10 protein-coding genes and 2 pseudogenes are annotated in these 12,664 nt (G+C 42.4%); 7 read left to right on the top strand and 5 right to left on the bottom strand.

Features of this window, described 5'->3' with window-relative positions:
- The 3 genes and pseudogenes from G4V62_RS15575 to G4V62_RS15565 form a co-directional block, all read right to left on the bottom strand.
- A partial coding sequence (locus G4V62_RS15575) for a helix-turn-helix domain-containing protein (RefSeq protein ID WP_165200081.1) occupies positions 1-80 on the bottom strand: 80 nt, incomplete at its 3' end.
- Positions 81-94: 14 nt separating this feature from the next.
- Positions 95-219, bottom strand: a pseudogene (locus G4V62_RS15570) (transposase); the annotation flags it as partial.
- Between the two features lie 154 nt (positions 220-373).
- Positions 374-687: pseudogene (locus G4V62_RS15565) on the bottom strand (NUDIX hydrolase); the annotation flags it as partial.
- Positions 688-859: 172 nt separating this feature from the next.
- Between G4V62_RS15565 and G4V62_RS15560 the strand changes: the two are divergent.
- The 5 genes from G4V62_RS15560 to G4V62_RS15540 all read left to right on the top strand — a co-directional run bounded on the left by G4V62_RS15560 (position 860) and on the right by G4V62_RS15540 (position 7,697).
- Positions 860-3,157, top strand: a complete 2,298-nt coding sequence (locus G4V62_RS15560; RefSeq protein ID WP_165203788.1) for a helix-turn-helix domain-containing protein — start codon at positions 860-862, stop codon at positions 3,155-3,157.
- 123 nt (positions 3,158-3,280) lie between these two features.
- Positions 3,281-4,864 carry an extracellular solute-binding protein gene (locus tag G4V62_RS15555; protein WP_165203786.1) on the top strand — a complete coding sequence of 528 codons (1,584 nt, stop codon included), beginning with the start codon at positions 3,281-3,283 and terminating at the stop codon, positions 4,862-4,864.
- 26 nt (positions 4,865-4,890) lie between these two features.
- Positions 4,891-5,853: an ABC transporter permease gene (locus G4V62_RS15550; RefSeq protein ID WP_165203784.1), complete on the top strand. Its 963-nt coding sequence runs from the start codon at positions 4,891-4,893 to the stop codon at positions 5,851-5,853.
- 37 nt (positions 5,854-5,890) lie between these two features.
- Positions 5,891-6,742, top strand: coding sequence for a carbohydrate ABC transporter permease (locus G4V62_RS15545; RefSeq protein ID WP_165203798.1), 852 nt, complete (start codon positions 5,891-5,893; stop codon positions 6,740-6,742).
- 346 nt (positions 6,743-7,088) lie between these two features.
- A complete protein-coding gene (locus G4V62_RS15540; RefSeq protein WP_165203782.1) occupies positions 7,089-7,697 on the top strand; it encodes a YqaA family protein in 609 nt (202 codons plus the stop codon).
- Between the two features lie 102 nt (positions 7,698-7,799).
- Here the strand turns inward: G4V62_RS15540 and G4V62_RS15535 are convergent, their stop codons facing one another.
- Both G4V62_RS15535 and G4V62_RS15530 read right to left on the bottom strand, forming a co-directional pair.
- Entirely contained in the window at positions 7,800-8,567 is a 768-nt protein-coding gene (locus G4V62_RS15535) for a MerR family transcriptional regulator (protein ID WP_165203780.1), read from the bottom strand.
- A 315-nt stretch (positions 8,568-8,882) separates the two neighbouring features.
- Positions 8,883-10,265 (bottom strand): alpha-L-fucosidase, encoded by a 1,383-nt coding sequence (locus tag G4V62_RS15530; RefSeq protein ID WP_165203778.1) that lies wholly within the window; start codon positions 10,263-10,265, stop codon positions 8,883-8,885.
- Between the two features lie 462 nt (positions 10,266-10,727).
- Here G4V62_RS15530 and G4V62_RS15525 point away from each other — a divergent pair, with 462 nt between their 5' ends.
- Both G4V62_RS15525 and G4V62_RS15520 read left to right on the top strand, forming a co-directional pair.
- Positions 10,728-11,693, top strand: a complete 966-nt coding sequence (locus G4V62_RS15525) for an ABC transporter permease (protein WP_165203776.1) — start codon at positions 10,728-10,730, stop codon at positions 11,691-11,693.
- An 11-nt stretch (positions 11,694-11,704) separates the two neighbouring features.
- On the top strand, positions 11,705-12,610 hold the full coding sequence (locus tag G4V62_RS15520; protein WP_165203774.1) for a carbohydrate ABC transporter permease: 906 nt from the start codon (positions 11,705-11,707) through the stop codon (positions 12,608-12,610).
- The last annotated feature ends 54 nt before the right edge of the window (positions 12,611-12,664 follow it).

The following is a 12,664-nucleotide window of genomic DNA, read 5'->3' as shown; positions in this document are numbered from 1 at the left end:
CAACCAATCGTCTTTGCGATTAAGATTTCTTGTTCTTTGTTTGGGTAAATACGAAATTTGTATGCTTTGTTGACCAACATTGCTTTTCACCTCACTTTACAAACATATCTTTTGCATAGTCAGACATGTCGTCGTCAAAGACTTTTCTACGGTATTTAACAACGAATACAAGGTGGTAGTACATCAAAAACACTGATGATTATGACCATCTATTTTCATCGAAATCTCAGCTTTTCTTTTATATTAGACTCATGATATCATAGCACAAAAAAGAAACAACTTTTGGGCTGACGCCTAACCGACATTCATCTCCCACTTACTCATTGGACAACCTCCTAACATTCCTTGAAGTGGGCGTCTTCTGTCAGAAAACGATAAACGCAGCTTCTTTAATTTCTTCAGGCTGAATGTTCACTTCTCCACTTTCATAAGTTGTCTTAAATACGACTGATAGAATGTTTTTGTTGTATTATAATACACACCTGTGATACCAACAGGTCTGATGACAATCCCTGTCTCTTCAAGGATTTCTCTCTGAACCGCTTTGTCCAAAGGTTCTCCTTCTTCTACTTGTCCTCCTGGCGGCTCCCAAGTTTCAGAACGGTGATGAGTCTTTACCAATAAAATCTCCCCTTGTTCATTTGTAACGACAGCAGACACTGCAACGATGTGTTTTGAGGGCTCCATTCGTGTGAACACTCCTTATATACCAATGTATAAAAAACAAAATAATCATATTTTTTAGTAGATTATAACATGTAACATAGAATGAAAGATGCCTCTTCGTTAAAAATAGAGTTAAAATAATAGAAAAATTTAAATAGAAAACTTCTTTTTACAACAAGGGAGGGGTGGGCATTTGAAGTTTTTCAATAGTCGTTCAAGCGTATTTATTGCGTTATTTATGTCCTTTCTTCTAATCTTCATCGTGCCTGTTACGTTTGAAACGATATTGTATCAGCGGATGGAACAAAGCATTCGCACATTAAGCAGTCGGGCAAATCTAGCAATGCTTAAACAAATTCAGCAAGTGATGGATCAGCGTTTAAATGAAGTAGACCAGCTGGCTTTACAGGTCGCTTTTCATCCAGCGCTCCAGCCCTTACTCGGAGCGTATGAAAACAAGACCTACCCTTATATTGCGTTTAGTCAAGAGTTACGTACGTTAGATACGAATCCGTTTGTTAAAGATTTTTTTGTCTATTTTAAAAATAATAATTACATTGTTACGCCAACAATTAAAACGACGTCTGATGTTTTTTTTCTTTCATACTATGGATTTCCAAGTAAATCTTTGAACGAGTACAAAGAGTGGTTAGCTGAGCCGATCCCTATAAGCGAGTATTTACCAGCCCAAACTGTAAAAAGTCCATATGCTGATGCTGAAGAGGTCATTCCTTTTTTACAAAAACTTCCATATGGTTCATCGGAGCCAAAAGCGATTTTAGGTGTTCTATTATATAAAGAGAAGATAGGAAGTTTATTGGAAACGATCGAAACTGCGAATCATGGGACAGTGTATATTTTTGATGATCAAAACCGCTTAATTATGAAATCAGGAGATTTAGATCATTTGTCTACGAAAACTGTACAAAAAATGAAAGGGCAGTCGGGTGTCATTCAGACGTCGCTAAAAAATTCTTCTCATATGCTGTCTTATGCGAAAGCGGATAACAATGGGTGGACGTATGTTTCGGCAGTTCCGAAGACGGTCTATACCGCTCAGCTTCGTGAAATTCAAAAGACCGCACTCCTTTTTCTGGCGATTTGTGTACTGATTGGTTTGCTTTTATCTTATTATCTGTCCCTGCGACATTACCGCCCGCTTCGAGAGCTAGCGGGTTCATTGTTTAAGCATTTCCAGGGGACAAAACGCGGAGTCAATGAATACCAGATGATTTCTAATCATATTGAGGAATTATGGGATAAAGAGAAGGATTTGCGGCAGCAGGTGCACATTCAGGCGCCGAGCGTTCGAGAAGTGTCACTAAGGCAATTGTTAAAGGGGATTGCTGTGCCAAAAAAAGGCGCATCTGAATTAAAGCTTGTGTCTCCGTATATTATTGTGCTCGTGATGGACGTAGAGGATAGGAATCCTCCGCAAGAAGAACTCAGCTATACCCATTGGCAGCTCGTTCAGTTCGTGATGACAAATGTTTTTGAAGAAGCTTTTCGCGAATTGGGCGGGTACGCTTATGTCGCAAGTATCGAAAGAGACCGGTATGCTTTGCTGTTTAATTTTTCCAAAAAACCTAACGACGGTTGGAGAGACAGGATCGAACATATATCAAAGTCTTGTCGAAAAACGATGAAAGAAGCCTTTGAGCTTGATGTGACGATCGGTGTTGGAATGCTTCACAACCGAAATGACGCCATTCGGACCGCCTATCAAGAAGCATTGCAAGCGCTAGAGTATCAATTTATCCGTGGTCGTCAGGCAATAACATTTTTTCAAGAAATCAAGGACACAGAGCCTCATTATTATTACCCTATGGATGTTGAGGAACAATTGATGAATACGATTATGACGGGAAATACGTCAGCGTCGCTACAATTGCTTGATGAGATTTTTTCAATTAATTTTGAAGATCGTAATATTTCCCTGGAAATAGGTCGGTGTTTAGCATTCAATCTTACGAGTACATTACTGAAAGTTTTTAATCGTCTGACAGTTAGAATCGAACCATGGCCGCAGGAAATTTTACAGCACATCTCTAAATGTAAAACGGCTGAAGATGTTTTTGACGAAGTAAAATCATATTGCACCTTAATATGTGAAGAAGTGAAACAGCAATTAAGTGGGCAGCATCGTGTTCTTTATGAGAATGTGAAGCGTTATGTTGCTGAACAGTATAGTGACCCTAATTTAAATGTGGCAAGTATCGCGGATTGGGTCGGTTTAAGCCCCCAATATTTATCTTCATTGTTTAAGCAATTTCATGGTCAACCTTTAAAAGAACATATTGCTCGTGTTCGTTTAGCGCATGCAAAATCTTTGCTGCTTTATTCTGATAAAACAGTTGGGGAAGTGGCGGAGGCAGTGGGATATGCGAATGATATAGGTTTAATCAGACTGTTTAAGAAGTATGAAGGTGTAACGCCTGGACAGTATAAAGGAGCGCCTGTCGTTAAGAAGCGTCGACGAGAAGGAGAATAGGCAGTCATTCTGTATTTGGACAGTGCATATTGCAAACTGTCTATAGTCAGATTTTTTGAAATTGTGTCATGATAGCTATAGCTTTCCGTGAGAGAGCATTGAAGAAAAAAGGGGGAAATGCACATGGAAAAGAAAGCGCTGTCATGGGTGTCTAGCCTGCTTCTTTTGACTATTGTCATCTTATCCGGCTGTCAAAGTGATGAGGCGACAAGTGAGACAGAAAGTGGAGAGGGAGCTGAAGAAGGTGCTTTAGAAATCACTTATTTTAATTCACTGAATACGGCGGTAGCCGCGAATTTAACGACGTTAAATGATGTCGCTGCATATCAAGAGTTGGAAAAGCGGACAGGCGTCAAAGTTGACTTTGAGCACCCACCGGTTGGTGGCGATGTCAACCAGCAGTTTAACTTAATGATGGCTTCAGGAGATTTGCCAGATGTCATTGAATGGTTATGGACGGGTGTTCCAGGTGGCATTACAAAATATGCCAATGAAAAGAAGCTCGTGCGCTTAAATGATTACTTAGATGAGCATGCGCCAAATCTTTCTGCTGTATTAGAGGAAAATCCGGAGTGGAGAAAACAGATATCTGCGGATGATGGAGGGATATACCAATTTCCGTTTTTACGCGGTGATGAGAAACTTCTGACGTTTTTTGGACCAATTATTCGACAAGACTGGCTAGATGATTTAGGGCTTGAGCGACCAGAGACGATCGATGAGTGGCATGAAGTATTGACAGCTTTTAAAAATGAAGATCCAAACGGCAACGGGGAGGCAGATGAAATTCCGCTTTTGCCAGATTTAGCATCGAACGCATTTGTTGGGGCGTTTGGCGTGATACCTGGATTTTACCATGAGGATAACGAGGTGCATTACGGGCCGATCGAGCCGGAGTTTAAAGAATTTTTGACACTGATGAACCAATGGTATGAAGAAGGTTTGATTGATCCTGACTTTGTTGCTACGGATTCAAAGCTGCGTGATGCGAAGGTTACGGGAAATCAGCTTGGCTCATTTATATCGTACGGTGGGTCTGGAATAGGCCATTATATGACGCTGATGAAAGGCGATCCAAACTTTCATTTAGCGCCCGTTCGTTACCCATCATTGGAAAAGGGTGAGGTGCCTGATTTTGCGCATAAAGACCATGCGTATAACGGGATAGGTGCAGCGATTACGACCTCCAATCAACAGATCGAAGAAACGATCGAATGGCTCGATTACAACTACGGCGAAGAAGGGCATATGCTCTTTAACTTCGGTGTTGAAGGCGAGAGCTATACGATGGAAGATGACTATCCGACGTATACAAAAACAATTACCGACAATCCAGATGGGCTTCCTATGGTTCAGGCGCTTGGTCAGTACGTAAGAGCAGGGTACAACGGGCCATTTGTCCAAGATGTCCGCTATATTGAACAATATATGCAAATGCCAGAACAGCAAGAAGCGATCGTCATTTGGGGTGAAGGCAAACACGACAAAGTGATGCCGCACATTTCGCCGACGGAAGAAGAAAGCGGTGAGCTGTCATCAATTTTAAATGATGTGAACACGTACAGGGAAACCATGGTGAATAAATTTATTATGGGTGAAGAGCCGCTTGATGGTTTTGATGATTATGTTGAGACATTGAAAGGGATGGGCATAGAACGTGCGATTGAAATTAATCAGGCTGCACTTAATCGCTTTAACGAGCGTTGATGTTGCCATAGAGAGGAGGGAGTCTCATGGGTCGAACGGCTGTAACGAAAAAAGCCGAGAGTACACAGTTTGCGAGACAGAGCTATTGGTATAGGCTTGGTCAAGACCTCAAAAGAAACCGCTATATTTACATTATGGTTCTGCCAGCCGTTCTGTACTACGTCATATTTCATTACTTTCCGATGTACGGTCTGCAAATCGCTTTTAAAGATTACAGTACAGCGGTTGGTATTTGGAGCAGTCCGTGGACCGGCTTCAATCATTTTATCGAGTTTTTCAACGGCTATTACTTTTGGACGCTCATTCGCAATACGCTCTTAATTAGTATCTACGAGTTGCTTTTTGCCTTCCCCGCACCTATTTTATTGGCATTATTGCTCAATGAAGTGCGGCGTATGGCATTTAAGCGAACCATTCAAACGGTTACGTATTTACCTCACTTTATTTCGGTGGTCGTCGTCGTTGGGATGATCGTCGATTTTACGTCAAAGGATGGTTTAGTCAACCAATTGATCGCTTTTATCGGTCTCGAGCCAGTGTCCTTTTTACAAGAGGCGGAATGGTTTCGAACGATCTATGTCGGTTCGGGCATTTGGCAAGGGATTGGTTGGGGTTCGATTATTTATCTAGCGGCAATGGCCAATGTCCAGCCGCAATTGTATGAGGCGGCGCGCATGGATGGTGCTGGACGTTTTCGACAAGCCATTCATGTGACGATTCCAGGCATTCTGCCGACGATCGTCATTCTATTTATTTTGCAAATGGGGAATATGATGACCATCGGCTATGAGAAGATTATTCTCATGTACAATCCGATGACCTATGAGACCGCTGACGTGATCTCCACCTACGTTTATCGAAAAGGGATTCTCGAAGCTGACTTTAGCTATAGTGCGGCTGTCGGACTCTTTAATGCAGTGATTAATTTTGCGCTTCTGATCGGTGCGAACGCGATGAGCCGGAAAATTACCGACAGCAGTCTATGGTGAAGGAGGGCTATTTGTGAGACGAAGCAGAGGCGAAAAAATGTTTGATATCTTTAACGCGTGCTTTATGATCGTTCTAATGTTTGCGACGCTGTATCCCTTTTTGTACGTTCTTTTTGCGTCAGTAAGTGATCCGTCGCAATTTTCGCAACATCGTGGCTTTCTGTTATTTCCATTAGGGTTTTCTGTTGAGGCATATAAGATGGTGTTTGATAACCCGATGCTTTTGATTAGCTATAGCAACACATTGTTCTATGTGATTGTTGGAACAGTCATCAACATGTTTTTGACGGCAATGGCAGCGTATGGGTTATCGCGCAAAAAAGTGATGCTGGCTAAACCAATTATGTTGATGATCGTCTTTACGATGTTCTTCTCTGGTGGTCTTATCCCAACGTACTTACTCATCGGGGATTTGGGACTGCTGGACACAAGGTGGGCGATGATTTTGCCGACGGCGATCAGTGCCTGGAACCTTATTATTATGCGGACGTCGTTTCAAGGCATCCCAGATAGCTTGGAAGAGTCCGCACGCATTGATGGGGCAAATGATTTTACGATCTTCTTCAGGATCATTATTCCGCTCTCATTACCAGTTTTAGCGGTCATCACGCTTTTTTATGCGGTAGGGCATTGGAATCAATACTTTAACGCTATGATATATTTGCGTGATCGTGAATTATTTCCTTTACAGCTTATCCTGCGGGAGATTTTAATTGAAAATAGTACTGACGGCATGATGCAGGGTGTTGTCGCTGGGGATCGCTTTATTATTGGAGAAACGATCAAATATGCGACCATTATTGTCGCCACGATTCCAATTCTATTCTTGTATCCTTTTCTGCAACGTTTTTTCGTCAAAGGCGTACTGATTGGTTCCTTAAAAGAATAAGATGATTATAGAGTAGAGCCCGGCAGCGAATGATCACTGCCGGGCTTTTTAGCGTGTGTCGTGAGGTATCGTGCCGCACTTTCAGTGTAGACAAGGTCATATTTTTGAGCCTTTCATTTTTCGGCGTAGCTTGAAAACACTTGTCGGCTTAGACACGGAGGCGAGCGAAGACGCGAATAGAATTTCAGTAGTTCATGAGAGAATCGAGAAAGACAACAGGTGACGGAGAACGTGCGCTACGCCGTACTTTTTCTTGTAGGTTGAGTAACGTCTGCGTTGTGAATTTAGGGTGGCAGTGGTACCATAAAAGAAAGTAATGACGTCAAAAAACGAGGGAAACGCGCGTATGTTTCAAGCTTTTTTAGACTTTTTAATGGAATTCGGCATCTGGGGGCTAATCGTTCACTCGTTTTTAGATGCGGTCATTTTTCCGATACCTGCGTTTTTTACGCAAGTGTCTTTAAGTATATTAAATCCTTCTCAGGCGCTGTGGCTAGCGACTGCAGGCTATATCGCATGCCTCATCGGCACGCCTTTTGGCTATTGGATTGGCCGTGGTCTTGGAAAAGGTGTATTAGAAAAGATATTAAAAAAGAAATGGATTGTTCAGGCAAATCATATGTTTCGCAAAAATGGCGAGGCCGCCGTTATGATTGGGGCATTTACCCCCATTCCTTTTAAAGTATTTACCATTCTATCGGGCTTTTTGAAATTTCCGCTCTGGAAACTCATTGTTTTTGCTGCGGTGGGGCGAGCTGTTAAATTTTATGCCGTTGGTACGTTGTTTTTTATGTATGGTCAAACGGCCGAGCACATGGTTAAAGATGTATCTCTGTATATCTTTATCATCGCTGTACCAGTTCTTCTGGTCGGTTTAGTCATTAAACGAAAATTGGCAAAAAAATTGGTGCATTCTGACAAAGAAACCAATCAAATACAAGTTGAAAAAGATTAAGAAGCTAGATCCAAAAGTAAAGGATCTGGCTTATTGACGTGGTCAGCTTTTCGCAAAAGGGTCGCGACATATACCGTCATGGCGAGTTCGCAACCCGATCAACTATGAATCATTTTGTCCTGTGAAAAAGAGTACGGCGTCCCTTAAGAAAGCGGCGGTTCCTGGCTGGTGCTTGTCGTAGTAAGCCGAGAAGCGTGGGTCGTCAACGTACATTTGTACAAGTCCTGCATGGGCTTCTGGCGAATAGGTCGGCCATGTGTAGCTAAGCCATTCCTTGTGTAAAGCGGCTGTTTTTTGCGCCGCCGCACTTGTAGGATCACCAGTTTGATAGGCTTCTTGTAGTGTGTCTAGTACCTCTTGTTCGAGGCGCTTAAAGGCATCGTATTGCTCAATGGTCATGCTTTTAAACAGCTTATTGGAGGCTTTAATTGTTTTTTCTCCGTAAGCTTCTCTCAACTCTTTACCATAAAGGCGTTCGTTTTCGGTGATTTGTTCATGTTTAAAAGCCGCAAATTTTTCTTGATCCTCCATAGGAATTCCCCTTTCTGTTAAGTCAATTGCTTGCTGAACACTTGCAAGGAGCGCGTTCAACCGGTCATGCTTTTGCTGTAGGTGTTTTTTGTGTTCATGCAAGGCGTGCAGGGCATTAAATGATGGATCGGTTACAATGCGTTTAATGTGCTCTAAGTCGACGCCGAGCTCTTTGTAAAAAAGGATTTGCTGCAGGCGATCGACTTGCTCGGTGCCGTAAATCCTATAGCCGGATGCATTCACGCGAGCCGGCCGCAAAAGGTCGATTTCATCGTAATAACGAAGTGTGCGTGTGCTAACACCGGCCATTTTGGCAAGCATCTTTACGGTATATTCCAAGTGAAAACCTCCTTCAATCAATAGGATAAACGTTGACGTTACGTTAAGGTCAAGAGGGGAGCAATCGAATTTTACGTTTGCTTAGAGAAAAAAGCAGTGGTGTGAATGTTAGAAAAAACCTTTTAATGTGCTCATATATAGTGTAAAGCTCGGTTATCATGATCAGCTGTATCGTAGTCGCCGGGCAGTTCGTTGGATATCCAGCCTTATCTCGTCTTCGTACGCTAAAAACTAGTGAGCTGCAAATGTAAATACGAAAAAGAGTGCAGACAAATTTATGTCTACACTCTGGAGGCACTTACATTATCAGGCCCCTTATCTCAAGCGAAATACGTGGGCAATCGGTGCCAGTAAGCTTAACTCGGAATCAGGTAAGCTCAATTGTATTCCTTCATCAGTTTGTGTAAATGGAAGGTCTTCTGGTCCGCCAACAATATCGACCCGATTGACTTTTTCTGGATAGGGTATGGAGATATTACGTCTTACGTCGCTATCTTCGGCGTCGTACATATAAAAACAGTATACCGTGTCTTCTTTTCTAGTAAATGCAATATTTCCTAGGTAGTGTGGGGCACACATTCTCGTGCCATAGACTGCTTCTCCGTGAACGTTCAACCAGGCGCCCATTTCTTTCATGCGCTCTACCGCACCGCGTGGAAGCCGGCCATCAGGCTGGGCGGCGACATTTAAGGCAAGATTTCCGCCTTTTGAAATGACTTCTATGAGGAGATGAATCAGCTCTCTCGTCGGCTTGTAATCGTCTTCATAGCGGAATGAGAAGGCAGATCCCATCGTAATACAGCTTTCCCATGGAACATCCATTGGCTTGGCAGGAACGGCTTGTTCTGGTGTAATGATATTCTCGTAAGGGCCGCCAATGAGGCGATCCGCGGAAAGTAGCCATGGTTGCTGCTCACGTGCTTTTTCGACAAGTTCTCCAAGACGAATATCTTGTTTGCTTCTCGGTGAGACCCATCCGGCATCGAGCCACAACACTTCGATTCTCCCATAATCGGTTAACAGCTCCATCATTTGTTCGTGGGTGAATTTGACAAATTCCTCCCACAATTCTGGATGCTTCTCTGGGTCATATGACGGTCCGCGCCACATGTGTGAACCGCGTTCCATGTTTGGCGCCCAGTAGGTCGGCGTGTGCCAATCGGCTTTTGAAAAATAGGCAGCAATCGGCAAACCTTTTGCTCGGAAGGCATCGAAAGCGTGCTTTACAATATCCGCATTTTTATGGGTGTGGAAAGGGCAGCTCGGGTCGGTCACTTTATAATCTGTCGTTTTTGTATCCCACATACAAAAGCCATCGTGGTGTTTCGTTGTAAATAAAAAGTACTTAAAGCCGCCTTCTTGTGCAAGTTCGGCCCATTCGTCTGGTTGGAAGCGAATCGGGTTAAAGCTTTTGTTTAAATCAAAATATTGCTGTTTAAATACCTCAGGATCGGATTCCCAATCGACGTCCTCACGTGACCAATCAGCATCATGATCACTTAACGCCCACGATTCGACCAGTCCCAATTGAGAATACGGTCCCCAGTGCATCATAAAACCAAGCTTTTGGTCTTTAAACCATTCGATTTGTTCTAAAAGGGCAGGATCTTCGGGCTTAACCCACTTATCCTCGCTGCTGAAACTGTGAACACCTTGTTCAACGTCTTTTTCTTCGACATTGGCATTTTGGTCAGACATTTACTTTCCCCCATTCAATCATTTTAAGTACGCTCAATGATACGCCGGCGGGCGAGGAGAGCATTTAAGGCAAGTCTTTGGCACAAGCATCTAGCTGTACTGATTTCTCAAGGTCTTGTTACATCATCGACATATCGCTTATGTATGGGCTTTCATTTACATATGCATCTTACGCTAATTATCGGATTTTGTAAATTTATACTTTTTAAATAAACTGTAGATTTTATTTTGTGAATTAGCTTACTGTTCAGAATACCCTGAAGCGTCAGGGTGGAGAAAAAAGAGTGGTGGTGAAAAATGCAGTATCCTTTTATCGTAGACCGAAAAAGCCGTTTTTCGAGAAAAGAATAGTGTAAGAAAATGGTTTGTTGTCGGAAAGGAATGTAAAAGCTATCATAAATTTAAGTCGCACAAACTTCAAATTGAAAACCCTTACAATAGGGGCAGAAAGGAGAGGATATCATGGCAATGGGAAAAGCGATTGAGCGAAAGGATACAAATGTAGCGCTCCGCCAGCAAAAAAGAAAAAGAAACAAACGGTTCATGAAAAAGCATTGGCAGCTTTATCTATTGCTGTCGATCCCTTTGGCCTTCATCATTACGTTCAAATATATTCCGATGTTCGGAACGGTGATTGCCTTTAAAGATTACAACGTCATAAAAGGGATGTGGGGGAGTGAGTGGGTCGGTTTTGACCATTTCATCCAATTTTTTAATTTGCCAATTTTTTGGACTATTATTAAAAATACGCTTGGTCTTAGTTTGTACGGTCTTGCCGTCGGCTTCCCGGCCCCTATTTTGTTAGCTCTTGCTTTAAACGAAGTACGGCAGGGATTATTTAAAAGGTCGGTTCAGATGGTGACCTATGCGCCCTATTTTATTTCCACTGTGATTATGGTATCGATTTTAATTGTTGCCCTTTCCCCAAATACTGGGATTGTAAATCATTTCCTCGGTATTTTTGGTTTAGATCCGAGAAATTTTATGGGAGAACCAGCGCTTTTTAAGACGATTTATGTGCTCTCGGATGTGTGGCAGACGACAGGCTATGGGGCTATCATATACTTAGCCGCCTTGGCAGGGGTCAACCCGGAATTGTATGAGGCTGCGAAAATTGATGGCGCTTCAAGGTTTCAAAAAATTATAAACATCGACTTGCCGAGCATTTTGCCAGTGACCGTCATTCTTCTTATTTTGAATATTGGAAACATGATGGCGATAGGCTTTGAAAAAATATACTTAATGCAAAATCCATTGAATGTTCCAACGTCGGAAGTCATCTCTACGTACGTGTATAAAGTCGGTTTGATAGAATCCAACTTCAGCTTTTCGACTGCCGTCGGATTGTTCAACTCAATCATTAATCTTATTTTACTTGTTGTCGTTAACCACGTTGCGAAACGAGTCTCAAACAACAGTCTATGGTAAGGGGTGAAAAAATGGCTAAACAGAAGCAGAATACGATCCGTGAGTCTTACGGAGATCGTCTATTTTTAGCTGGAGTGTATTTGTTTTTATTCATCGTTTTGCTCGTTATTTTGCTTCCTTTGCTCAATATTATCAGCTCTTCTTTAAGTCACCCAAGTGCTGTTGTGTCTGGTGAAGTCTGGTTATGGCCGGTTGATTTTTCAATCGCAGGGTATCAAGCGGTGTTTGATAATCCAAATATTATCATTGGCTTTCGAAACTCCTTGTTTTATACCGTCGTTGGTACGTTCATCAACGTCGTCTTGACGATTATGCTGGCGTATCCGTTATCGCGCAAAACGCTGTATGGTCGTGGTCTCGTCATGGCAATCCTCGTGTTTACGATGTTATTTGATGGAGGACTTATTCCATATTATTTGGTCGTAAAATCATTGGGCTTACTGAATACGCCATGGGCTATGCTATTGCCAGGAGCCGTTGCTGTGTTTCAAGTGATCATTGCTCGGACCTTTTTTCAGACGACGATTCCGGACGATTTATATGAAGCTGCGGAAATTGATGGCTGTAGTGACCTGCGGTTTATTACGAGCGTTGTCTTGCCCTTATCAAAGCCAATTATTGCTGTGATGGCATTGATGTATGCAGTAGGGCATTGGAATACGTATTTCCAAGCATTAATTTTCTTAAGAGATCCAGACCTGTTCCCATTGCAAATTATTCTCCGGGAAATTTTAGTTTTAAACTCAGTTGATCCAACAATGATGTCCAATGTGGATCAGGCGCTTGCTTTAGCTGGACTCAGGGAGCAGCTAAAATACGCGTTGATTGTCGTCGCAAGCGTACCTGTTCTGCTGATCTATCCATTTGTACAAAAGCATTTTACTAAAGGTGTGATGATTGGCTCATTAAAGTCCTGATGATTTTAAGACTCGGAAGGGGGGATGTGTGATTTTTTGTGTGATGGTGAAGAG

It is taken from the genome of Litoribacterium kuwaitense (assembly GCF_011058155.1).
In the GTDB taxonomy this organism is placed as follows: domain Bacteria; phylum Bacillota; class Bacilli; order Bacillales; family DSM-28697; genus Litoribacterium; species Litoribacterium kuwaitense.
This window is presented reverse-complemented; position numbering and strand designations above follow the sequence as displayed.

What these genes read in the sequence shown, in the direction of transcription:
- G4V62_RS15530 (WP_165203778.1), bottom strand. Translation starts at nt 10,265, where the DNA reads ATGTCTGACCAAAATGCCAATGTCGAAGAAAAAGACGTTGAACAAGGT.
- G4V62_RS15520 (WP_165203774.1), top strand. Translation starts at nt 11,705, where the DNA reads ATGGCTAAACAGAAGCAGAATACGATCCGTGAGTCTTACGGAGATCGT.
- G4V62_RS15540 (WP_165203782.1), top strand. Translation starts at nt 7,089, where the DNA reads ATGTTTCAAGCTTTTTTAGACTTTTTAATGGAATTCGGCATCTGGGGG.
- G4V62_RS15525 (WP_165203776.1), top strand. Translation starts at nt 10,728, where the DNA reads ATGGCAATGGGAAAAGCGATTGAGCGAAAGGATACAAATGTAGCGCTC.
- G4V62_RS15545 (WP_165203798.1), top strand. Translation starts at nt 5,891, where the DNA reads ATGTTTGATATCTTTAACGCGTGCTTTATGATCGTTCTAATGTTTGCG.
- G4V62_RS15555 (WP_165203786.1), top strand. Translation starts at nt 3,281, where the DNA reads ATGGAAAAGAAAGCGCTGTCATGGGTGTCTAGCCTGCTTCTTTTGACT.
- G4V62_RS15550 (WP_165203784.1), top strand. Translation starts at nt 4,891, where the DNA reads ATGGGTCGAACGGCTGTAACGAAAAAAGCCGAGAGTACACAGTTTGCG.